Source organism: Pseudomonas sp. CC6-YY-74 (assembly GCF_002025205.1).
GTDB lineage: Bacteria > Pseudomonadota > Gammaproteobacteria > Pseudomonadales > Pseudomonadaceae > Aquipseudomonas > Aquipseudomonas paeninsulae.
The window spans coordinates 4023529-4046421 of record NZ_CP019947.1 but is presented as its reverse complement, the minus strand read 5'-3'; the positions used below and the strand labels follow the sequence as shown (position 1 = coordinate 4046421).

General features: G+C 63.2%; 23 protein-coding genes. 19 read left to right on the top strand and 4 right to left on the bottom strand.

The genetic code is table 11. From position 1 onward, the window contains the following. Positions 1-9 precede the first annotated feature (9 nt). From B2D37_RS18385 to B2D37_RS18375, 3 genes are read right to left on the bottom strand one after another with little or no spacing between them, the layout of a single operon-like run. A complete protein-coding gene (locus B2D37_RS18385) occupies positions 10-1902 on the bottom strand; it encodes a DUF1302 family protein (RefSeq protein ID WP_079204052.1) in 1893 nt (630 codons plus the stop codon). A gap of 39 nt (positions 1903-1941) precedes the next feature. Beyond that, positions 1942-4410: an RND family transporter gene (locus B2D37_RS18380; protein ID WP_154067118.1), complete on the bottom strand. Its 2469-nt coding sequence runs from the start codon at positions 4408-4410 to the stop codon at positions 1942-1944. A gap of 10 nt (positions 4411-4420) precedes the next feature. Then, positions 4421-5440, bottom strand: coding sequence for a YCF48-related protein (locus tag B2D37_RS18375; RefSeq protein ID WP_079204051.1), 1020 nt, complete (start codon positions 5438-5440; stop codon positions 4421-4423). Positions 5441-5878: 438 nt separating this feature from the next. Between B2D37_RS18375 and B2D37_RS18370 the strand changes: the two genes are divergently transcribed. Continuing rightward, the gene (locus B2D37_RS18370; RefSeq protein ID WP_079204050.1) at positions 5879-6415 is read left to right on the top strand and encodes a lecithin retinol acyltransferase family protein; all 537 of its coding nucleotides are present in this window, start codon (positions 5879-5881) and stop codon (positions 6413-6415) included. On the opposite strand, the gene B2D37_RS18365 is transcribed toward B2D37_RS18370, so the two are convergent. Then, positions 6382-8067, bottom strand: a complete 1686-nt coding sequence (locus tag B2D37_RS18365) for a sigma-54-dependent Fis family transcriptional regulator (protein ID WP_079204049.1) — start codon at positions 8065-8067, stop codon at positions 6382-6384. The genes B2D37_RS18370 and B2D37_RS18365 overlap by 34 nt on opposite strands. A gap of 513 nt (positions 8068-8580) precedes the next feature. Between B2D37_RS18365 and B2D37_RS18360 the strand changes: the two genes are divergently transcribed. From B2D37_RS18360 to B2D37_RS18275, 18 genes are all read left to right on the top strand, one after another. Next, positions 8581-8850 carry a phenol hydroxylase subunit gene (locus B2D37_RS18360; RefSeq protein WP_079204048.1) on the top strand — a complete coding sequence of 90 codons (270 nt, stop codon included), beginning with the start codon at positions 8581-8583 and terminating at the stop codon, positions 8848-8850. Between the two features lie 47 nt (positions 8851-8897). Then, a complete protein-coding gene (locus tag B2D37_RS18355; RefSeq protein WP_079204047.1) occupies positions 8898-9887 on the top strand; it encodes an aromatic/alkene monooxygenase hydroxylase subunit beta in 990 nt (329 codons plus the stop codon). An 11-nt stretch (positions 9888-9898) separates the two neighbouring features. Next, entirely contained in the window at positions 9899-10168 is a 270-nt protein-coding gene (locus B2D37_RS18350; protein WP_079204046.1) for an MmoB/DmpM family protein, read from the top strand. A 10-nt stretch (positions 10169-10178) separates the two neighbouring features. Beyond that, the gene (locus B2D37_RS18345) at positions 10179-11717 is read left to right on the top strand and encodes an aromatic/alkene/methane monooxygenase hydroxylase/oxygenase subunit alpha (RefSeq protein ID WP_079204045.1); all 1539 of its coding nucleotides are present in this window, start codon (positions 10179-10181) and stop codon (positions 11715-11717) included. A gap of 63 nt (positions 11718-11780) precedes the next feature. Then, positions 11781-12140, top strand: a complete 360-nt coding sequence (locus tag B2D37_RS18340; RefSeq protein ID WP_079204044.1) for a phenol hydroxylase subunit P4 — start codon at positions 11781-11783, stop codon at positions 12138-12140. A gap of 10 nt (positions 12141-12150) precedes the next feature. Beyond that, positions 12151-13212, top strand: a complete 1062-nt coding sequence (locus B2D37_RS18335; RefSeq protein WP_079204043.1) for an NADH:ubiquinone reductase (Na(+)-transporting) subunit F — start codon at positions 12151-12153, stop codon at positions 13210-13212. An 8-nt stretch (positions 13213-13220) separates the two neighbouring features. After that, entirely contained in the window at positions 13221-13559 is a 339-nt protein-coding gene (locus tag B2D37_RS18330) for a 2Fe-2S iron-sulfur cluster binding domain-containing protein (protein WP_079204042.1), read from the top strand. Next, entirely contained in the window at positions 13556-14479 is a 924-nt protein-coding gene (locus B2D37_RS18325; RefSeq protein WP_079204041.1) for a catechol 2,3-dioxygenase, read from the top strand. Before B2D37_RS18330 ends, B2D37_RS18325 begins: the two co-directional genes overlap by 4 nt. A 39-nt stretch (positions 14480-14518) precedes the next feature. Then, the gene (locus tag B2D37_RS18320) at positions 14519-15979 is read left to right on the top strand and encodes a 2-hydroxymuconic semialdehyde dehydrogenase (protein ID WP_079204040.1); all 1461 of its coding nucleotides are present in this window, start codon (positions 14519-14521) and stop codon (positions 15977-15979) included. A 19-nt stretch (positions 15980-15998) separates the two neighbouring features. Then, positions 15999-16844, top strand: a complete 846-nt coding sequence (locus tag B2D37_RS18315) for an alpha/beta fold hydrolase (RefSeq protein ID WP_079205032.1) — start codon at positions 15999-16001, stop codon at positions 16842-16844. A gap of 11 nt (positions 16845-16855) precedes the next feature. Beyond that, complete coding sequence (gene dmpE, locus B2D37_RS18310) at positions 16856-17641, top strand: 2-oxopent-4-enoate hydratase (protein WP_079204039.1); 786 nt, start codon at positions 16856-16858, stop codon at positions 17639-17641. Positions 17642-17660: 19 nt separating this feature from the next. Beyond that, the gene (locus tag B2D37_RS18305; protein WP_079204038.1) at positions 17661-18584 is read left to right on the top strand and encodes an acetaldehyde dehydrogenase (acetylating); all 924 of its coding nucleotides are present in this window, start codon (positions 17661-17663) and stop codon (positions 18582-18584) included. An 11-nt stretch (positions 18585-18595) separates the two neighbouring features. Continuing rightward, the gene (dmpG, locus tag B2D37_RS18300) at positions 18596-19636 is read left to right on the top strand and encodes a 4-hydroxy-2-oxovalerate aldolase (RefSeq protein ID WP_079204037.1); all 1041 of its coding nucleotides are present in this window, start codon (positions 18596-18598) and stop codon (positions 19634-19636) included. After that, the gene (gene dmpH / locus B2D37_RS18295) at positions 19633-20427 is read left to right on the top strand and encodes a 2-oxo-3-hexenedioate decarboxylase (protein ID WP_079204036.1); all 795 of its coding nucleotides are present in this window, start codon (positions 19633-19635) and stop codon (positions 20425-20427) included. The genes dmpG and dmpH overlap by 4 nt, the downstream gene beginning before the upstream one ends. Positions 20428-20481: 54 nt before the next feature. Then, on the top strand, positions 20482-20673 hold the full coding sequence (locus B2D37_RS18290; protein WP_079204035.1) for a 2-hydroxymuconate tautomerase: 192 nt from the start codon (positions 20482-20484) through the stop codon (positions 20671-20673). Positions 20674-20889: 216 nt separating this feature from the next. Next, positions 20890-21144 carry a hypothetical protein gene (locus B2D37_RS18285; protein ID WP_079204034.1) on the top strand — a complete coding sequence of 85 codons (255 nt, stop codon included), beginning with the start codon at positions 20890-20892 and terminating at the stop codon, positions 21142-21144. Positions 21145-21205: 61 nt separating this feature from the next. Then, positions 21206-22051: a DUF692 domain-containing protein gene (locus B2D37_RS18280; protein ID WP_079204033.1), complete on the top strand. Its 846-nt coding sequence runs from the start codon at positions 21206-21208 to the stop codon at positions 22049-22051. Continuing rightward, on the top strand, positions 22042-22827 hold the full coding sequence (locus B2D37_RS18275) for a DNA-binding domain-containing protein (RefSeq protein WP_079204032.1): 786 nt from the start codon (positions 22042-22044) through the stop codon (positions 22825-22827). Before B2D37_RS18280 ends, B2D37_RS18275 begins: the two co-directional genes overlap by 10 nt. Positions 22828-22893: the final 66 nt, after the last annotated feature.

Here is a 22893-nt window from a genome sequence, read left to right as displayed (position 1 = left end):
TCGTGGTGATCAGAAGCTGTAGCGCAGGGTCAGTTGCAGTTCGTCTTCCTTTTGCGCCATGCCGATCGGGCCAGCGCGGAAACGACCAAGGGGTTCATAGCCGGTCAGGCCGAGACTCATGCCTTCTGGCTGGCCACTGCTGGTGAAGGGGTCCCAGGGGTTGCAGGTACGGCAGTCGTCATACTCGCGGGCGCCGCGACCGACCTTGATGTTGGCGCCGGCGGTGATCTTCAGGTTGTCGCTGAACAGGTACTCGACGCTCGGGGCGATGGCGGTGGCCCCGGCCTTGAAGTCATGCGCGGCGAGCAGTTGCGGGCTGAGGCGGTCGTTCATCCACCAGCCCTTGACCAGCAGGGTGCCAATCCAGTTCTGCTCCCAATCCGGCATGCCGACCTTGCCCAATACACGTTTCTCTTCCTGGTGTTCGTGGATGTGTTGGCCGAACAGCTGGGCGGAGAACAGGAAGGCGCGTCCGGGGTTGAGTACTGGAATGAAGATGTTCTTGTCCGCACCGATCACGTAGCGGGTCACGTCCGACTCGGAGAACAGCCGCGGCTGCAGGGTGTTGGCAAACTCCTCGCCTTCGGTATGCGCTACCTCGAAGCGGAATACCGTGTCGATCGCTTGCGAGTAGTAGTCCATCGAGCCGCCGAGCAAGTTGACCCGCGGGAAGTGGATATCGAACGCGATCAAGCTCGGCGATACCCCTGTCTCGCCGGTGAAGCCATTCTGCGCTGGAATGCCACCGCGCAGCGAAGGCAGCTGGGAGCGATAAGTGAGGGCGTTGAGGCTGAAGCCAAAGTCGCCATAAACGCCTTCCAGCTTGATCCCGAACTGGGTGTTGGACAGGCTCCAGGACGGCATGTGCGCCTTGCGGATACCGATCTGGCCGGGGCCGAAGTCGGTGGCGGTGTCGCCGAAGGCGAAGTTGGAAACGGTGCCGCCGTTTTCCCACAGGTTGTTCATGCCGCGGAAGAAGCAGGCCGCATCGAGGATCGAGTTGGGGCCGCCGCATTGACCGAGGTTATGCGGGCGAAACTTGTCGACGTTCCACACGAAGGACATGTTGAGGTCGTCGAACAGCTCGCCGGCACCCATGCGCCAGTCGGCCTTGGCGATCCACATGGGGATGCGGATGTCTTGCAGCTCGTCATAGATGTTGTTGCGCGAATAGTCGACCGGGTTGATCACGTCGAGCACCCGGAACAGATCGGTACGACCCCAGATCACCTGCTGCTTGCCCAGGCGCCAGCTGAGGATATCGCCGTTGGGCAGCTCATTGTCGAAGTCGACGTATAGCTCGCGGATGAAATCCAGGCGATCGTTGAACTCGGGGAAACGCAGCTCGTTGCTGCTGTAGTCGAGGTAGCCGTCGATGCAGCCGCGACTGTCCTTGTCGCAGGGCCGCACCGGCACGCCGAAACCGACGCCGCCATTGGTTTTGTGCAGGTTCTCGCCGAGGACGATCATGCCCTCGTTGGGGTTGTTGGCCACGTTGAAGGTGTTCGGCAGCTTCAAGCCGCCGCCATGTGGCACCGAGCTGGCGGGGTTGATCGCGCCCGTGTCCTCCAGCTGAATGGCGCCCCCTGCGCCACTGCCGTATTCGCTGCTGTTGAGGTCGTAGACGCCATCGTAGGTGCCGCGAAAGGTGGCGTGGAAGGCGGTGTTCTTGAAGTTCAGCTGGCCCAGGTCGCCGAACTTGCGGTCGGCGTTGAGCTGCAGGGTGTTGCGAAACTTCGACAGGCCGACGCTATCGCGGGCGAAGGTGGCGTTCTCGACATAACCGGTGACCTGCGTCTCCTCGTCGGCCAGGGCGCTGGCCAATGGCGTCAGGCTGCAGCCCGCGCCTGCCAGCGTGGCCAGGGTCCAGTGTCTCAGGCTTTTTCTTATTCTTGTCTGCATGGCAGAACCTCTTGCGGTGGGTTGTTGGTGCGTTCCGGCTCAGGCCGGTTGACGCGCCTCGGGCAGCAGTCCGCCGCTCGAGTGCGCAGCACTCGGCGGTGTATCGATGGCAACTGGGGTGACGGTGTCCTGATCGGCGTGGATCACACCGTCGGCGTCGACATAGGCATCGGTGATGAAGCGTGGCTTGAATACCAGCACCCAGGCCGGCGCCAACAACATGGCGGCGATGCCGTTGATCACGATCATCACGCACAGCAGCTTGGCGGCGTCGGCTTGGAAGCGCAGGTCGGAGAGCAGCACCCACATGACGATGCCGGCCATCAGGGTCAGTGCGGTGAAGCTGATCGCCATGCCGGTGGTGGCGATGGCGCGGTGCACCGCGGCGGACAGGCTGCCGCTCTTGACCATCTCCTCGCGGATGCGGTCCATCATGTAGATCGAGTAGTCGATGCCGACCCCGATGCCCACGGCGATCACCGGCACCGTGTTGATGTCGATGCTCATCCCGGCCAGGCCCATGTAGGCGTAGGTCAGTACGGTGGCGAAGAGCATCGCCATCAGCATCATCAGGCCGGCATGCCAACTGGTGTAGAAGACCATGACGAAGGCGAAGATCAGCACGAACACCAGTGGCAGCACCAGCAGGTTGGTCTCGAACGCCGATTCGTTCATCGCCGCGGCGACGCCGAGGGTGCCACCGGCCAGGCGGATGGTCAGGCCCGGTACGTCCTCGCCGTGTTCGGCGATCCACTGCTTGGCCATGAACATGGCGCGGCGGATGGTCTCGCCCTGGCGGTCCTTGTAATAGAACACCAGGTTGGCAATGCGGTCGTCGGTGTCGTTGAACTCGTCCAGCGCCCCCGGGATCGGGCTGGAGGCCATGTAGGTGAACATCAGCCCGCCGACGTAATTGGCGTCATGGGGGATCTGGAACCAGCGTGGGTCGTCGTTGTGCATCAGCCGATTGACCTGCTTGACCAGATCCGGCAAACCCTTGCTGCCGCCTACCGCCGGGTCGCTGAGCATGTGCGCCTGCAGCGATTGCAGGGCGTGCAGCACCTCGGGGCGCTTGATCCCGCCGTTCTCGGCGTGCTCGGCGATGATGTACAGCTCCTCGGAACCGGGGAAGCGGTCGTTGATCTGCTTGGACGACAGGTTGTAGTCGTGCTCGGGATAGAGGATCGGCGAACCGGGTTCGGAGTCGCCGATGAGCACCTGCGACGAGGCCCACAGCCCGGCGAGAATCGCCAGTGCGGCCAGGCCCAGCAGCTTGCGCGCGGCACCAGGGCGCGACACGGTGGCGGCGCAGGTGGCGCCGATGTGACGCAGGAAGGTTTCCTTGATCTGTGGGTTTTTCGGCTGCGGCAGGATCGACAGCAGCAGCGGCACGCCGATCAGTACCGAGAAGATCACCGTGGTCGCCCACAGCGAGGCATAGATGCCGAGCTTGGTGTTCAGCGCGATCGAGCCGATGGCAATCAGCGACAGGCCGATGGCGTCGGAGGCGATACCCAGAGTACCGGGGCGGAATAGGCTGTCGAAGGTGGCGCGCGCGGCCAGTTGGCCGTCGCCGCGTTCGCGCACTTCGGCGTAGTAGCGTTCCACCAGCTGCACACCATGGCTCATGGCCCGTGCAGCGATCAGGAAGGGAATCACCAGGCCCAGCGGATCGAGGTTGTAGCCCAGCAGGCTGATGATGCCCAGGCCCCAGATGGTCGAGATCAGCACCCCGCCGAGCGGAATCAGCACGCCGTAGGCCTTGCGGAAATGGAACACCAGCAGCGCCAGCATGGCCAATACGGTGAACACGAAGATCTGCAGGATTTGCTCCATGTAGGTGTACGCCCAGCCAACCAGTACGGGTTGGCCGGTGGCGTAGAGGCGCACGCCATCGCGCACTTCCGCCTGGCGCAGGGCCTGCAGCTGGGCGAAGGTCTGTGCGTAGTCGAGTTGGCCCTCGATCAGCTGCGCCTTGACCAGCGCCACCTTGAGATCCGGCGATACCAGCGGCCCATAGACCCGCGGGTTGGCCACCACGTCGGCCTTCATCGCGACCAGTTGTTGCGCGTCGAGCTGGCCGAACTCGGGCTGGTAGTAGGGCTCGGAGTTGATGCTGCCGACCTCGGTCAGCCAGATCTTGCGCGAGTTGCGGTGGGTCAGGCTGCTGACCAGGTTGTGGTTGACCCCCGGCAGGTTGTCCACCGCCTGGGTGACGCGGTCGAGGGTGGCCAGGTTGGCGTTACTGAACAGGTCGCCGTCGGTGAACTCGACGCCGATCACCAGCACGTTGGCGCCGCCGAAGGTGTCCTTGATGCTGTTGTGCAGCTGGATATAGGGGTGTTGCTGCGGTAGCAGGTCGGCGAAGTCGGTATAGACCTTGAGTGCCGGTATCTGCAGGGCGAAGAACAGGGTCAGCGCGCCGATCAGCGCCAGCACCCGGCGCGGGTGACGGAAAAGCCAGAGTTTGGCCAGGTAGAAAAAATGGGTGAACCGGTGCATGGACATGGTCAAAGCCTCACTGAGCCTGGGCGGCCAGGGCCGGGCGGGTATCGAGGTTGAGCAACAGGCCGCGGCCGCCGGCCACGGTCAGGCGATGGTCGTCGCCGCCGCTGCTGGCGGCGCGCAGGTAAACCGGCGCATTCGGCGTCGGCAATGCCTGCCAGCGCTCGCCGCTCAGACGCAGCACGCTGCTGTGGTCGCCGATAGCGAACAGGCCATCGCGGTTGGCGCTGAAGTTGAAGATCGGCGCGGCGGAGGGGGTGTCCTGGCGCTGCCAGTTCTGCCCGCCGTCGACGGTGTGGTAGATGTAGCCGTTGAGGCCGCCGACCCAGCCTTCAGCGAGGCTGACGAAGTGACTGGCGTGCGGGTAGAACTCGTCCGGCAGATTGCCGCTGGCTTGCCAACTCTGGCCGGCGTCCGTGCTGTTGAAGACCAGGCCGAACTCACCGGTGACTACCGCCTGCTGCGCGTCGAGAAACTGCAGGGTGGTGAGCATGGCGTCTTCGTCCAGGCTGGTTGTGTCCCAGCTGACGCCCTGGTCCTGGCTGCCGAGCAGGGTGGTCAGACCGCCTGCCGCCCACCAGGCACCGCTGGGTGCGCAGGTCGCGGTGAGCATCTGCTCCTCGGTCGGCAGTGCATGGGCATTCCAGCTCAGGCCCTGATCGGCGCTATGCCACAGCTGGTTGTCAAAACCGAGGGCGATGAAGCTGCCGTCCGGGCAGGTATCCACATCGATCAGGCTGGGTTGCCCGGGCAGTTGCTGGCGCTGCCAGTTCAGGCCCTGATCCTGGCTGACCAGGATCACACCGTCGTTGCCGACCAGCACGCTGACTGTCGCGTTGCTGGCCAACGCCTGGTAATGGTCGGTGCGCAGGCTGGCGTGGCTGGTCGTCTCGCCAACCGCCGCCAGATTCAGTTCGGCCTCGCAACCGGCCAGCAGCACGGGCAGCAGAATCAGGGCGAGCGTGCAGCGGGGTAGACGTGGAGTGGTAATAGCGCAGGGCAGGCCGTTACGCGGCTTTAGAGTGAAGCTCATTACAGGTCACCACTTGGATTGTTGTTGTCTTGCAGCGGTTGGTAACCCTAGAGCAACGCCTGTGCCAGTCTCCGGTTTTGTTTTTTAAGTTATTGAAATATAATAGTTTATTCGTATTTAAAGGGCTTTTAAGTAAACCGTTCGAGCAGTGGAGGAGGACTTGTCGTTGAGCAAATAATCAAATCGTCCGGGCCTTTATCCATTTGGTGAAACAGTCTCGAAGCCCCCGTCTGTCTGCCCTTGGCCGAGCCAGAGGGTGCCCGCTCGTTGGGCGTTTTTTGAGCATTTGCACGGTGGCGCCTCGGCATCGTGCAGGGCCTGCCGGCCGCAGCCTGTCTAGCTCGGCGACATGCCGCAGCTGGCGCGGTTGATGCATCGAACCTGGTAATGCAGCTGAAGCCCTTGGCTGGCTAAGGGCTGCGCAGGTTGGAGTCGGCCATGAGCAGTACCCACCCAATTTTCCTGGCAAGCGTGATGCGAGGGGCACGACAGGTGCTCTGGGATATCGACGCAGACGTCGAGCCGCCGCTGGGCGCACACCTGGTCACGCCGCGCCATGGCTATTGCCATCACGGCATCTATGTCGGCAACGGCCGGGTGGTGCATTACGCGGGATTGTGCGAATCGCTGCAGGCAGGGCCGGTGGAAGAGGTGTTGCTAGAGCAGTTCGCGGCAAACCGGCCGGTGTGGATCGAGTATCGGCCCTTGCCTGGCTTCGCGGCCGGACAGGTAGTGGCCAGAGCCCGTTCGCGACTCGGCGAGCACCGCTATCGGCTGCTGACCAACAACTGCGAGCATTTCTGCACCTGGTGTCGCTACGGCTGCCCGCGCAGCGACCAAGTGCGCGGCCTGCTGGCTCGTCCCTTGGTGGCGCTGGGCTTGGTCTGGCGCCTGTTGCCCAGGCTGCTGGTGCGGGCTAACCCGCAGCTGCTGCGGGTCTGTCAGGCCTCGATACCGATCTTCTTCAACCGGTAAGCCAGGGCCGGGCGGGTCAGGCCGAGGATGCGCGCCGCGCCGGAGACGTTGTTGCCTGCCCGCTGCATGGCTTCGCGCATCAACTGCTCTTCGATGGCGTCCAGGCTCAGGCCTGAGCCCAGCACCTGCTCGATCCAGTTCTGCTCGGCAGCCGGCTGTAGCAAGGTGCCTTCGTTGGAGAGCCGGCTCTCGAGCAACTCTTCCCGCTGCAACTGCGGGAACAGGGCCTCAAGGCTGATGCTCTCGTTGCTCTCGGTGAGGATGATGCCGCGCTCGATGACATTCTCCAGTTCGCGGATATTGCCTGGCCAGGGGTAGTGCATGCAGGCCTCCATGGCCAGGTCGGAAAGGCCCAGGGTTTTCTTGTTGTATTCACTGTGGAAGCGCTTGAGGAAATGCTCAGCCAGCAGCGGAATATCTTCCTGGCGTTCGCGCAGGGGCGGGATGCTCACCGGGAACACGTTGAGCCGGTAGTACAGGTCGGCGCGGAACTTGCCCGTCTTGACCGCCTCGCTGAGGCTTTCGTTGGTGGCGGCGATCACCCGCACGTCGACCTTGCGCGTGCGGTTGTCGCCGACCCGCTCCAGCTCGCCTTCCTGCAACACGCGCAGCAGAGTGGCCTGGGCGCGCGGGCTCAGTTCGACCACTTCGTCGAGAAAAAGGGTGCCCTGGTTGGCCCGCTCGAAACGGCCCATGCGCGACTGCAGCGCGCCGGTGAAGGCACCCTTTTCCACGCCGAACAGCTCGGCCTCGATCAGGTCCGGTGGAATGGAGGCGCAGTTGACTGCGACGAACGGCTGTTCGGCGCGGGCGCTGCGCAGGTGCACGCTGCGCGCAATCACCTCCTTGCCCACGCCGCTTTCGCCAAGCAACAGCACTGAGACCTTGCCCTGGGCGGCTTTATCGATCATCTGGCAGACCTTGGTGTAAGCCAGGGACTGGCCGATGCCGTAGTACTGGCCTTCCTGGCGTTGCAGGCTGGTGCGCAGCGAGGCCAGTTGCGACTGCAACTCGTACAGTTCCTCGATGATCGGGTCGCTTTTGAAATACTGCTTGAATGCCTCGGCGTCGTCCCATTCCTCGGCAGGCTTGCCGACGACCCGGCATTTGTCATCGCCGCAACCGCGGCAGGTGACTTCCTTGAAGATCACCTCGCGGCCCATGAACGAGGAGGAATAGCTGCAGGCATAGCCGAGCAGGGTCCAGCACACCGGGTCGGCCATCGGCCCGAGTTCGCTCTGGCAGATCTCCACCTCGAAGGAGTCGACCCACTCCACCTCGACGTAGAAGCGCCCGGCCTCGATGTCGATATCCACCTCGGTGGGAATCGCCTTGACCATGCCCTTGAGCGAGTGCAGCTGTGGCCCGGCGAGGAAGATATCCAGCTCGCTGCAATGCGGGCGTAGCTTGCGCGCCAGTTCGGCATCGCGCAGGCCGGACGTATAACCCAGGCGCAGGAAGAAACCCTTGGCCCGCTCGACGCCGAGGATGCTCACCAGCTCGCGGCGAAAGCTGGCCATGGCCGAGATTTGCAGCAGCAGCATGCGCTGCTCACCGAACCAGATCTTGCCCTCCATGCTTTGAAAGCGGATCTGTTTGCTCAGATCCTGAAAGTCCGAATGTTGCAGTTGTGGCTTGTAGCTGATTGCCATGGCAATAGGGCCCCTGATTGTTTTTGTAAGGGGAGAGCCATCTCGTAGCGGTTTGCAGGTTTCCATTCAGCTACTGAAGATGGCTGAAATTGTCCGCTATTAACCTGCATTTCCTGCATTTCCTGCATTTCCTGCATTTTCCGTCAATGGAAAGGCCCGGGAGGTTGGCGGTCGAGGTTTGGGGCAACGCCTCGTGGCTCGACTCGGCAGTCACCATATCCAGATCCATGCGCGGGTGGAAGTCAACCAATTGATGAAATTGGCGTCGCCAGCTCCGTCCCCGCACAGCCCCTTCAAGGCTGCTGAGCATTTGCTCAAGCCGGCCTGTGGTGTTTGATCAAATCATCAAAAACGGCCCAATCAGCTTGGCCATCAGGCGCTGCGGGGTGCGTCTCTTATTGCCTTAAAAACATTATATAACGATATAAATCAATGTCTTATATCTTTTTTTAGAACATTGGCACAGCCGTTGCGTTAGGCCTATCACCCGCCACCAAGGGAGATGGGCCGAACATGAACACGCTTGAACCCAGTTTTGAAGACCTGCCGCGTTACATCCGGGTGCGCAGCGAACCAGGTGCCCGTTTCGTCGAGTTCGACTTCGCCATCGGCTATCCGGACTTGTTCGTCGAGCTGGTTCTGCCGCAGGCCGCGTTCACCCAGTTCTGCCAGCGCAACCGCGTGGTGGTGATGGACCAGGCGATGGCCCAGGCAGTCGACGACGACATGCTCAAGTGGCGTTTCGGTGAAGCCGGCAGCCGCATGCCGGGTAGACACGACTAAGGGTTTGCCCACGGCAGCCACACACAACAACAACAGGTACGGTCGAGATGAGCATAGAAATCAAGACGAACACGGTGGAGCCGATCCGCCAGACCTTCAGCCATATCCGCAGGCGCTTCGGCGACAAGCCGGCCAGCCGCTATCAGGAGGCCAGCTACGACGTCGCCGCCACGATCAACTTCCATTACCGGCCGCAGTGGCAGCCGGACAAGCTGCTCAACGATGTCACCCGCACCTGCCTGGTGATGCGCGACTGGTATGCGGTCAGCGATCCGCGCCAGTACTACTACGGCACCTACGTGCAGACCCGCGCCCGTATGCAGGAAACCACCGAGCACGAATACGCCTTCTGCGAGAAACGCGAGCTGCTGGGACGCCTGAGCGACGAGCAGCGCGCACGCATCCTCCGTGCGCTGGTGCCGCTGCGCCACGCCGAGCTGGGCGCCAACATGAACAACAGCGGCATCGCCGCCGATGGCTGTGCCACCACCGTGGTGCAGATGCATATCTACACCGCCATGGATCGCCTGGGCATCGCCCAGTACCTGTCGCGCATCGGTCTGTTGCTCGACGACGGCGGTACCGCGGCGCTCGAACAGGGCAAGCAGCTGTGGCTCGACGATCCGGTTTGGCAGGGCCTGCGCCGCTATGTCGAGGACAGCTTCGTGGTCAAGGACTGGTTCGAGCTGAGCCTGGCGCAGAACCTGGTCAGCGATGGCCTGTTGTTCCCGCTGATGTACCAGAAGTTCGACGAGACCCTGAGTGCCGAAGGCGCCGGCGATGTCGGCATGCTCACCGAATTCATGCGTCAGTGGTACGCCGAGAGCAGTCGCTGGGTCGATGCCATGGTCAAGACCGTGGCCGCCGAGAGCGAGAGCAATCGCCTGCAGATCGAAGCCTGGATCGAGCACTGGCTGGCCCGTGCCCTCGAGGCGCAGGCACCGCTGGCCGAGATCAGCGCTGGCGGCGTCGCATTCGCCAGCGTGCACCAGGACTTCCTCGCCCGGCTGAAAAAGCTCGGCCTGAACATTCAATAAGGATTCAGACCATGTCGCTCGTTTACCTCGTCCTGCAGGACAACGACAACGCCCACTACCTGGTGGATGGCATCACCCATGACAACCCCCATGCGGTGGTCCAGCGCCAGCCGGCGATGATCCGCATCGAAGCCGAAGGCCGTCTGGAGATCCGTCGCGACACCATGGAAGAACGCCTCGGCCGCGCCTGGGACGTGCAGGAGATGCTGCTGGACGTGATCACCATCGGCGGCAATGTCGATGAAGACGATGACGCCTTCGTTCTCGAGTGGAAAAACTAGGAGCCAAGCCATGACCGCTACCAAGAAAAAACTCGGCCTCAAAGACAAGTACCGCTACCTGACCCGTGACCTCGACTGGGAACCCAGCTACCAGAAGCAGAAGGACATCTTCCCTCAGGAGGACTTCGAGGGCATCAAGATCACCGACTGGGACAAGTGGGAAGATCCCTTCCGCCTGACCATGGATTCCTACTGGAAGTACCAGGCCGAGAAGGAGAAAAAGCTCTACGCCATTCTCGACGCCTTCGCCCAGAACAACGGCCAGCAGACCATCTCCGATGCGCGCTACGTCAATGCGCTGAAGCTGTTCATCGGTGGCATCAGCCCCTGCGAATACCAGGCGTTCCAGGGCTTCGCCCGGGTCGGCCGGCAGTTCAGCGGTGCCGGTGCGCGGGTCGCCTGCCAGATGCAGGCGATTGACGAGCTGCGCCACGTGCAGACTCAAGTGCACGCGATGAGCCACTACAACAAACACTTCAACGGCATGCATGATTTCGCCCATATGCACGACCGGGTGTGGTTCAACTCGGTGCCCAAGTCGTTCTTCGACGATGCGCGCACAGCTGGGCCGTTCGAGTTCCTCACCGCCATCTCGTTCTCTTTCGAGTACGTGCTGACCAACCTGCTGTTCGTGCCCTTCATGTCCGGCGCGGCCTACAACGGCGACATGGCCACCGTCACCTTCGGCTTCTCGGCGCAGTCCGACGAGGCGCGGCACATGACCCTGGGCCTGGAAGTGATCAAGTTCATGCTCGAGCAGCACGAGGACAACGTGCCGATCATCCAGGGCTGGATCGACAAGTGGTTCTGGCGTGGCAACCGCCTGCTGTCGCTGGTCGCGATGATGATGGACTACATGCTGCCGAACAAGGTGATGTCCTGGGCCGAAGCCTGGGAGGTCTACTTCGAGCAGGCCGGCGGCGCGCTGTTCAAGGACCTGGAGCGCTACGGCATTCGTGCGCCCAAGTACGTCGAGCAGTGCCCGATCGCCAAGCAGCACGTCTCCCACCAGACCTGGGCGACCTTCTACCAGTACAGCCAGGCCACCAACTTCCACACCTGGATGCCCAGCGACGAAGAGATGGACTGGCTGTCGGCCAAGTACCCGGAAACCTTCGACCAGTACTACCGCGAGCGCTTCACCTTCTGGCGCGAGCAGGAGGAAAAGGGCGAGCGCTTCTACAACAACACCCTGCCGCAGCTGTGCCAGGTGTGCCAGGTTCCGCCCATTTTCACCGAGCCGGACGACCCAACCAAGCTCAGCCATCGCAGCCATGTACACGAGGGCGAGCGTTACCACTTCTGCTCGGATGGCTGCTGCGACATCTTCAAGAACCAGCCAGAAAAGTATGTCCAGGCCTGGCTGCCGGTGCACCAGATCTACCAGGGTAACTGCGGCGGTAGCGACGTCGAGTCGGTGGTGCGCGACTACTACAACATCAACCTCGGCGAGGACAACTTGGAGTACCTCGGCTCGCCCGATCACCAGCGCTGGCTGCAGTGGAAGGGCTTGAATCCGGCCGTCGCCCCGCTACCCAAGGCGAGCTGAGCCGGCGCGGGACGGCAGCGCCGTCCCGCTCCTTCCCATACCCAGAACAAGAGGAACCTCTTCATGACCGTCAACTCCATCGGGCCCTATGAATTTCCCCCGCTCGACCTCGAAGCAAACTTCCACGGCAATCGCCTGCTGTACCTGAGCTGGGATCGCCACCTGATGTTCTGCGCGCCGATCACCCTGGCGGTAATCCCGGCCATGGGCTTCAGCGAGTTGTGCGAGCAGGTGCTACGTCCGGCCATGGCCGCGCATCCGGACACTGCCAAGGTCGATTTCGGCGCCAGCATCTGGTTGCTCAACGATGAGCCCTGGGCGCCGGATTTCGCCGCCAGCCTGGACGCCAACGGCCTGCGCCACAAGGACATGCTGCGTCTGCAAACCCCCGGTCTGAACGGCTTGGGCAACTCCGCGAGTTGAGGTGAGCACCATGAGCTACAACGTCACCATCGAACCGACCGGCGAAGTGATCGAAGTGGAGGAAGGCCAGACCATCCTCCAGGCCGCCCTGCGTCAGGGCGTGTGGCTGCCCTTCGCCTGCGGCCATGGCACCTGTGCCACCTGCAAGGTGCAGGTGCTGGAAGGCGAGGTCGAGATCGGCGCCGCCTCGCCCTTCGCCCTGATGGACATCGAGCGTGAGGAGGGCAAGGTGCTGGCCTGCTGCGCCACCGTGCAGAGCGACGTGACCATCGAGGCCGACATCGACGTCGACCCCGACTTCCTTGGCCATCCGGTGGCGGATTTCCGCGCCACGGTCACGGCTATCGTCGAGCTGTCGCCGACCATCAAGGGCGTGCACCTGCAGCTGGATCGGCCGATGGCGTTCCAGTCCGGGCAATACGTCAACCTCGACCTGCCGGGTATCGACGGCAGCCGGGCGTTCTCCCTGGCCAACCCCTCGGGCCAGGCCAGCGAGGTGGAGTTGCATGTGCGCCTGGTCGAGGGCGGCGCCGCCACCAGCTATATCCATCAGCAGCTCAAGGTCGGCGATCAGCTGCACTTGTCCGGCCCTTACGGGCAGTTCTTCGTGCGCAGCTCGCAGCCGGGCGACCTGATATTCATGGCCGGTGGCTCGGGCTTGTCCAGCCCGCAATCGATGATCCTCGACCTGCTCGAACAAGGCGACAGCCGCCAGATCACCCTGTTCCAAGGCGCGCGCAACGTCGCCGAACTGTACAACCGCGAACTGTTCGAGGATCTGGCCCGCGAGCACCGCAGTTTCACCTATGTGCCGGCGCTCAGCCAGGCCAGCGACGATCCGACCTGGCAGGGTTTCAAGGGCTTCGTGCATGACGCCGCCAAGGCCCATTTCGATGGCCGTTTCAGCGGGCACAAAGCCTACCTGTGCGGGCCGCCGCCGATGATCGACGCGGCCATCAGCACCCTGATGCAGGGCCGCCTGTTCGAGCGCGACATCTTCATGGAGCGCTTTCTCACCGCGGCCGATGGCGCCGGTGATAGCCAGCGTTCCGCGCTGTTCAAACGCATCTGAGGTGAACGATGAACAGCGCCAGCTACGAGGTGCATGAAGTGCTCAGCGGCCAACGCTTCCACTGTGCAGAGGACCAGTCGGTGCTGCAGGCCATGGAGCAGCAGGGCAGGCGCTGTGTGCCGGTGGGTTGCCGCGGCGGCGGCTGCGGGCTGTGCAAGGTGCGCGTGCTCAGCGGTAGTTACCAGCGCGGCCAGATGAGCTGCAAGCATGTGCCGGCTGAAGCCGCGAGCCAGGGTCTGGCCCTGGCCTGCCAGGTATTTCCGCGGTCCGACTTGAACATCGAATGCCTGCGCCGAACTGGCGTCGGCGACCACAACAACAAAAACCAGCAAGAGGTGTCGTCATGAACAAAGGTGTACTACGCCCCGGTCACGTGCAACTGCGGGTGCTCAACCTGGAGAGCGCGCTGACCCACTACCGCGACTTGCTCGGCCTGATCGAGATGGATCGCGACGAGCAGGGCCGCATCTACCTGAAGGCCTGGACCGAGGTGGACAAGTTCTCGGTGGTGCTGCGCGAGGCCGACGAGCCGGGCATGGATTTCATGGGCTTCAAGGTAGTCGACGAAGCCAGCCTGAATCGCCTCACCGAGGACCTGATCAACTTTGGCTGTCTAGTCGAGAGTATCGCCGCCGGAGAGCTCAACGGGTGTGGTCGGCGGGTGCGCTTCCAGGCACCCTCCGGACATTTCTTCGAGCTCTATGCGGACAAGGAATACACCGGAAAATGGGGCGTGGACGAGGTCAATCCCGAGGCCTGGCCGCGTGGGCTCAAGGGTATGCGCGCGGTGCGTTTCGACCACTGCTTATTCTACGGTGACGATCTGCAGGCCACCTACGAGCTGTTCACCGAGGTGCTTGGCTTCTACCTGACCGAGCAGGTGGTCGACGACGACGGCACACGGATCGCTCAGTTTTTCAGCCTGTCGACCAAGGCCCACGATGTGGCCTTTATCCAGCACGCGGAGAAGGGCAAGTTCCACCATGCCTCGTTCTTCCTCGAGACCTGGGAAGACGTGCTGCGCGCCGCCGACCTGATCTCCATGACCGACACCTCGATCGACATTGGGCCGACCCGCCACGGCCTGACCCACGGCAAGACCATTTACTTCTTCGATCCCTCGGGTAACCGCAACGAGGTGTTCTGTGGAGGCGATTACAACTACCCCGATCACAAGCCCGTGACCTGGTTGGCCAAGGATTTGGGCAAGGCAATCTTCTACCACGACCGAGTGCTCAACGAACGTTTCCTCACCGTGCTGACCTGAAGGCCCGGCTCGACTTATTGCATTGCAGAGATTGCGCAGATGAAAGAGATCAAGCATTTCATTAACGGTGCCTTTGTCGGCTCGGCCAGCGGCCGTACCTTCGAGGACATCAACCCGGCCAACGGCCAGGTGATCGGCCGCGTCCACGAGGCCGGACGCGCCGAGGTCGATGCGGCGGTCAAGGCCGCCCGCGCCGCACTCAAGGGTCCCTGGGGCAAGATGACGGTGGCTGAGCGCGCGGAGATCCTGCATCGCGTGGCCGATGGCATCACTGCTCGCTTCGACGAGTTTCTCGATGCCGAATGCCTCGACACCGGCAAGCCAAAATCCCTGGCCAGCCACATCGACATTCCGCGTGGCGCGGCCAACTTCAAGGTGTTCGCCGACCTGCTGAAGAATGTCGCCAACGAAGCCTTCGAAATGGCCACCCCGGATGGTGCAGGCGCGCTCAACTATGCGGTGCGTCGGCCCAAGGGGGTGATCGGGGTGATCAGTCCGTGGAACCTGCCGCTGCTGCTGATGACCTGGAAAGTCGGTCCGGCCCTGGCCTGCGGCAATACCGTGGTGGTCAAGCCATCTGAGGAAACCCCGCTGACCGCCACCCTGCTCGGTGAAGTGATGCAGGCCGCCGGCGTGCCGGATGGCGTGTACAACGTGGTGAACGGTTTCGGCGGCGATTCGGCGGGGGCCTTCCTCACCGAACACCCGGATGTCGACGCCTACACCTTCACCGGCGAGACCGGCACGGGCGAAGTGATCATGCGCGCCGCGGCCAAGGGCGTGCGCCAGGTGTCGCTGGAGCTGGGCGGCAAGAACGCCGGCATCGTGTTCGCCGACTGCGACATGGACAAGGCCATCGAGGGCACCCTGCGCTCGGCCTTCGCCAACTGCGGCCAGGTCTGCCTGGGCACCGAGCGGGTGTATGTCGAGCGGCCGATCTTCGACGAATTCGTCGCCCGCCTCAAGACCGGTGCCGAGAGCCTGGTGATCGGCCCGCCGGACGATGCGAGCAGCAACTTCGGCCCGCTGGTCAGCCTCAAGCACCGCGAAAAAGTCCTCAGCTACTACCAGCAGGCGGTCGACGACGGCGCTAGCGTGATCACCGGCGGCGGCGTGCCGGACATGCCGGCGCACCTGGCTGGCGGCGCCTGGGTGCAGCCAACCATTTGGACCGGGCTGGGCGACGATTCGGCGGTGGTCACCGAGGAAATCTTCGGTCCCTGCTGCCATATCCGTCCGTTCGACAGCGAGGAAGAAGCCATCGAACTGGCCAACAGCCTGCCCTATGGCCTGGCGTCGGCGATCTGGACCGAGAACGGCTCGCGCGCCCACCGCGTCGCCGGGCAGATCGAGGCCGGCATCGTCTGGGTCAACAGTTGGTTCCTGCGCGACCTGCGTACCGCCTTCGGCGGCAGCAAGCAATCCGGGATTGGCCGGGAAGGGGGTGTGCACTCGCTGGAGTTCTACACCGAACTGAAAAACATCTGTGTGAAACTCTGAGGTAACCATGAATGCATCCCTGAAGGCACCGCTTGATAGCCCCGAGTTGGGCCGCGAGATCCTCGCCGCCGGCTGGCGCACCAACCTTTTGGAGCAGGGCAGCGGCTTTCCGCTACTACTGATCCACGGCTCCGGTCCCGGCGTCACTGCCTGGGCCAACTGGCGCCTGGTCATGCCGGAGCTGGCCAAGAACCACCGGGTGATCGCCCCGGACATGCTTGGCTTCGGTTACAGCGAGCGCCCGGCCGATGCTCACTACAACCTCGACACCTGGGTGCTGCATGCCCTCGGCGTGCTGGATGCCCTGGGCATCGCCCAGGCCGATCTGGTCGGCAACTCCTTCGGTGGCGCCATCGCCCTGGCCCTTGCCGTGCGGCATCCCGAGCGGGTGCGCCGGTTGGTGCTGATGGGCAGCGTCGGCGTGCCCTTCGAGCTGACCCCGGGCCTGAACGCGGCCTGGGGCTACACGCCATCGCTGGCCAACATGCGTGCGCTGCTCGACTTCTTCGCCTTCGACCGCGGCCTGGTCAACGACGAACTGGCCGAGCTGCGTTACCAGGCCAGCATCCGTCCGGGCTTCCAGGAGTCCTTCGCCGACATGTTCCCGGCCCCGCGCCAGCGCTGGATCGAGGCGATGTGCAGCGACGAGCGGGCGATCCGCGCGCTACCCCACCAGACCCTGGTGGTGCATGGCCGCGAAGACCAAATCATCCCGCTGGAGACCTCGCTGACCCTGGCCCACTGGATCCCCAACGCCCAATTGCACATCTACGGCCACTGCGGTCACTGGACCCAGATCGAACACGCCGGCCGTTTCGCCCGTCTGGTCGAGGATTTCCTCGGCGAGGCCGCCCCCCTTTCCTGAGAGAGACAAGCATGGACCAGATATTGATCAACGAGCTCGGCGACGAGCTGTACCAGGCGATGCTCAACCGTGAGGCGATCGCGCCTCTGACCGAGCGCGGTTTTGCCATCAACATCGACGACGCCTACCACATCTCCCTGCGCATGCTCGAACGCCGGCTGGCCGCCGGCGAGAAGATCATCGGTAAGAAGATCGGCGTCACCAGCAAGGCGGTGCAGAACATGCTGGGCGTGTATCAGCCGGACTTCGGTTACCTGACCGACGCCATGGTGTTCAACAGCGGCGAAGCCGTGCCGATCAGCCAGCGGCTGATGCAGCCCAAGGCCGAGGGCGAGATCGCCTTCATCCTCAAGAAGGACCTGATCGGCCCCGGCGTGACCAACGCCGACGTGCTGGCCGCCACCGAATGCGTGATGCCCTGCTTCGAGATCGTCGACTCGCGCATCCGCGACTGGAAAATCAAGATCGAGGACACCGTGGCGGACAACGCCTCCTGCGGCCTGTTCGTGCTCGGTGATACGGCGGTGTCGCCACGTCAGGTCGACCTGGTCACCTGCGGCATGCTGGTGGAGAAGAACGGTCAGTTGCTCAGCACCGGCGCTGGCGCCGCGGCGCTGGGTTCGCCGGTCAACTGCGTGGCCTGGCTGGCCAACACCTTGGGCCGTTTCGGCATTCCGCTGAAGGCGGGCGAAGTGATTCTCTCCGGCTCGCTGGTGCCCCTGGAACCGGTCAAGGCCGGTGATTTCATGCGCGTCGAGATCGGCGGCATCGGCAGCGCCTCCGTGCGCTTCACCTGATCGAACAGAGGACTATCTGATGAGCAAGAAACTCAAGGCGGCCATTATCGGCCCCGGCAATATCGGTACCGATCTGGTGATGAAGATGCTGCGCTCCGAGTGGATCGAGCCGGTGTGGATGGTCGGCATCGACCCCAACTCCGACGGCCTCAAGCGCGCCCGCGAATTCGGCATGAAGACCACATCCGAAGGCGTCGACGGCCTGTTGCCACACGTACTGGACGACGACATTCGCATCGCCTTCGACGCCACCTCGGCCTATGTGCATGCCGAGAACAGCCGCAAGCTGAATGCGCTGGGCGTGCTGATGGTCGACCTGACCCCGGCGGCCATCGGCCCCTACTGCGTGCCTCCGGTCAACCTCAAGCAGCACGTCGGCCGGCTGGAAATGAACGTCAACATGGTCACCTGCGGCGGTCAGGCGACCATTCCCATGGTCGCTGCAGTATCCCGTGTGCAACCGGTGGCCTACGCCGAGATCATCGCCACCGTCTCCTCGCGCTCGGTCGGCCCGGGCACGCGCAAGAACATCGACGAGTTCACCCGCACCACCGCTGGCGCCATCGAGCAGGTCGGCGGCGCCAAGGAAGGCAAGGCGATCATCGTCATCAACCCGGCCGAGCCACCGCTGATGATGCGCGACACCATCCACTGCCTGACCGAGGGCGAGCCGGACCAGGACGCAATCACTGCATCGGTCCACGCGATGATCGCCGAGGTGCAGAAATACGTGCCCGGCTACCGCCTGAAAAACGGCCCGGTATTCGACGGCAACCGCGTGTCGATCTTCATGGAGGTCGAAGGCCTCGGCGACTACCTGCCCAAGTACGCCGGCAACCTCGACATCATGACCGCGGCCGCGCTGCGCACCGGCGAGATGTTCGCCGAGGAAATCGCCGCCGGCACCATTCAACTGCCGCGTCGCGATATTGCGCTGGCCTGAGGAGTAGCACCATGAATCTGCAAGGCAAGAGCGTCATCCTGCACGATATGAGCCTGCGCGACGGCATGCACGCCAAGCGCCACCAGATCAGCCTGGAACAGATGGTCGCGGTCGCCACCGGCCTCGATCAAGCCGGTATGCCGATGATCGAGATCACCCACGGCGACGGCCTCGGCGGTCGTTCGATCAACTACGGCTTCCCGGCCCACAGCGACGAGGAGTACCTGCGCGCGGTCATCCCGCAGCTAAAGCAGGCCAAGGTTTCCGCCCTGTTGCTGCCCGGCATCGGCACCGTCGACCACCTGAAGATGGCGCTGGACTGCGGCGTCTCGACCATCCGCGTGGCCACCCACTGCACCGAGGCCGATGTCTCCGAGCAGCACATCGGCATGGCGCGCAAACTGGGCGTCGACACCGTCGGCTTCCTGATGATGGCGCACATGATCAGCGCCGAGAAAGTGCTGGAGCAGGCGCGGCTGATGGAAAGCTACGGCGCCAACTGCATCTACTGCACCGACTCGGCCGGCTACATGCTGCCCGATGAAGTCAGCGAGAAAATCGGCCTGCTGCGCGCCGAGCTTAACCCGGCCACCGAGGTCGGGTTCCACGGCCACCACAACATGGGCATGGCCATCGCCAACTCGCTGGCCGCGATCGAGGCCGGTGCCGTGCGCATCGACGGATCGGTTGCCGGCCTCGGCGCCGGTGCCGGCAACACGCCGCTGGAGGTGTTCGTCGCGGTGTGCAAACGCATGGGCGTGGAAACCGGCATCGACCTGTACCGGATCATGGACGTCGCCGAGGACCTGGTGGTGCCAATGATGGATCAGCCGATCCGCGTCGACCGCGACGCCCTGACCCTGGGCTATGCCGGGGTGTACAGCTCGTTCCTGCTGTTCGCCCAGCGCGCCGAGAAGAAATACGGCGTGTCGGCCCGCGACATCCTGGTCGAACTGGGTCGGCGCGGCACCGTCGGCGGCCAGGAAGACATGATCGAAGACCTGGCCCTGGACATGGCTAGGGCCCGTCAGCAGCAGAAGGTGAGCGCATGAACCGTACCCTGACCCGCGAACAGGTGCTGGCCCTGGCCGAGCACATCGAAAACGCCGAGCTGAATGTCCACGACATCGGCAAGGTGACCAACGACTTCCCCGAGATGACCTTTGCCGACGCTTACGACGTGCAGTGGGAAATCCGTCGGCGCAAGGAGGCCCGCGGTAACAAGATCGTCGGTCTGAAGATGGGCCTGACCTCCTGGGCGAAGATGGCGCAGATGGGCGTGGAAACGCCGATCTACGGCTTCCTCGCCGACTACTTCAGCGTGCCGGACGGCGGCGTGGTGGATTGTTCCAAGCTGATCCACCCGAAGATCGAGGCGGAAATATCGGTGGTGACTAAGGCGCCACTGCGTGGCCCGGGTTGCCATCTCGGCGACGTGATTGCGGCGATCGATTACGTGATCCCGACCGTCGAGGTGATCGACTCGCGCTATGAGAACTTCAAGTTCGACCTGATCAGCGTGGTTGCCGACAACGCCTCCTCGACCCGCTTCATCACCGGCGGGCGTATGGCCAGCCTGGAGGAAGTCGACCTGCGCACCCTTGGCGTGGTCATGGAGAAGAATGGCGAAGTGGTGGAGCTCGGCGCTGGCGCGGCGGTGCTCGGCCATCCGCTGTCCAGCGTGGCGATGCTGGCCAACCTGCTGGCCGAGCGCGGCGAACACATCCCTGCTGGCACCTTTATCATGACCGGCGGCATCACCGCGGCGGTGCCGGTGGCGCCGGGCGACAACATCACCGTGCGTTACCAGGGCCTCGGCTCGGTGTCCGCGCGCTTTATCTGAAACCCCGCGGCCGGCCTGCATGGTCGGCCGCCCCTATTTTTGGAGGACGAGGCCATGCCCATCGCCCAGTTGTACATCCTCGAAGGTCGCAGCGACGAGCAGAAGGAAACCCTGATCCGCGAAGTCAGCGAGGCCATGTCACGCTCGCTGGACGCCCCGATCGAACGGGTACGGGTGATCATCACCGAAATGCCGAAAAACCACTTTGGCATCGGCGGCGAACCTGCGAGCAAGGTCAGGCGCTAGCCGCCGGTGACGCCTGCGGCGCAGACCGACGTCACGGGCGGACAATCCTGCGCTAATTCCGGATGCTGGGTTGCCGTGCGGTTGCCGTCGAAATGCCAATCGGCAAAAAAACTTCGGCGTGCTCTGTAACGCCAGTACTTGTCCTCGCTCTAGTTGAGTACCGGCGTGCAAAACCTTGCGGCGACCGGCACTCTCTAATAATTTGAGGATTACCCCATGACTACCAAGACTATGGCTACCGGCGCTGCCCTGGCATTTGCTGCCGCGACTCTGTTCGCCGGCCTGACCAGTACCGTCGTCGTGGCTGAAGAAGCCGCAGTTAACTGTTACGGCGTCAACGGCTGCAAGGGCCAGAACGACTGCAAGACCGCCAACAACGCTTGCAAAGGCCAGGGTGCCTGCAAGGGCCAGGGCTTCAAGAGCATGACCCTGGCCGAGTGCAACAACGCCAAGGGTTCTGTCGGCGAGTGACGGCACGCGGAGTGGCCGTACTCCGGCCACTCCGGTCCTGCGGATATTCAAGGAGCCTGGCATGTCCGTCGAATCATCCAGCCTGGGCTATGGCCTGGGTCTGCGTACCCCCTATTACCAAGCGATTCTCGAGCAGCGACCGAACGTCGACTGGTTCGAGATCCTCTCGGAAAACTACCTGGTCGAGGGCGGTAAACCGCTCTATTACCTGGACGCCATCGGTGAACACTACCCGCTGGTGATGCATGGTGTGTCGCTGTCGATTGGCGGCCCGCATGAGCTGGATCCTGACTACCTGCGCCGTCTCAAACACCTGGCGCAGCGGGTGCAACCTAAATGGATCTCCGATCACCTGTGCTGGAGCCGCGGCAACGCCCACCAGTTGCACGACCTGTTGCCGCTGCCCTATACCGAGGAGAGCCTGCAGCACGTCGCCGCGCGGGTGCGCCAGGTGCAGGACGTGCTCGAGCGGCCGCTGGTGCTGGAAAACGTCTCCAGTTACCTGCGCAGCGCCGACGATCAGTTCACCGAATGGCAGTTTCTCGCCGCGCTCAGCGAGCTCAGCGGCTGCGAGCTGCTGCTCGACGTCAACAACGTCTATGTCAGCGCGCGCAACCATGGTTTTGAGCCCTGGGACTTCATCAGCGGCCTGCCCAAGCAGCGTATCCGCCAACTGCACTTGGCCGGGCACAGCGATTGCGGCAGCTACCTGATCGACACCCATGATCAGCCGGTCAGCGATCCGGTCTGGCAGTTGTACCAGCGCACCCTGCGTCACCTCGGCCCGGTTGCCACCCTGCTGGAGCGTGACGACCACTACCCGCCGCTGTCAGAACTGCTCGATGAATTGGACCAAGCCCGCACCTTCGGTGCCGAAGCCTTGCGTGCGGAGCGGTTATGCAACTGAACGACTGGCAGCGCGAACTCGAGGCCTACTTGCTTGGCCAGGATACGACGGCCAATCCGGCATTGCGTGCCAGCCTGCTGGGTAGCCCAGCGCTGAGCGCCGAAGACGGCCTGGCGATTTACCACAACGCCTACCGCGCGCGCCTGCTGGAAGCCTTGCGCGGTGATTACCACGCCGTACATGGCTGGCTGGGCGATGAGGCGTTCGACGCGCTGGCTGGCGCCTATATCGAGGCTCATCCTTCGCAGCACTTCAGTTTGCGCTGGCTGGGAGCGCGCCTCGCGAGTTTTATCGAGGGCTATCTGATGGCCGAACAGAGCGCGCCGCTCAGCGAGCTGGCGCGGCTGGAGTGGGCGTTCAGCCTGGCCTTCGATACGCCTGCGGGCGAGCCCTTGAGTTTGCAGCAGATGGCCAGCCTGCCGGCCGCGGACTGGCCGACCTTGCAGGTGCGTCTGCTGCCCAGCGTGCAGTGGCAAAGCTGTCGCTATAACAGCGTTGCGGTCTGGCGCGCACTCAAGGATGGCACGGCGTTTCCTGGCAGCACGCGGCTGGAGCAACCACAGGTCTGCCTGATCTGGCGGCAGGGTTTGATCAGCCAGTATCGCAGCCTGGAGCCCGGCGAAGCCGCGGCCTTGCACGGTATGGCCGTGGCCGGCTGGAGTTTTGCCGAACTCTGCGCGCAGTTGAGCGAGCTTGGCGACAACGCGCCGCTGCAGGCCGCCACCTGGCTGCGCCAGTGGTTGAGCGATGGTCTGCTTCAGCGATATGGCATATAGCCACTGGTTATGGAACCGAATAGCTGACAACCGAGTCATCTGAACTACCTTTTCAATTATTTTTAA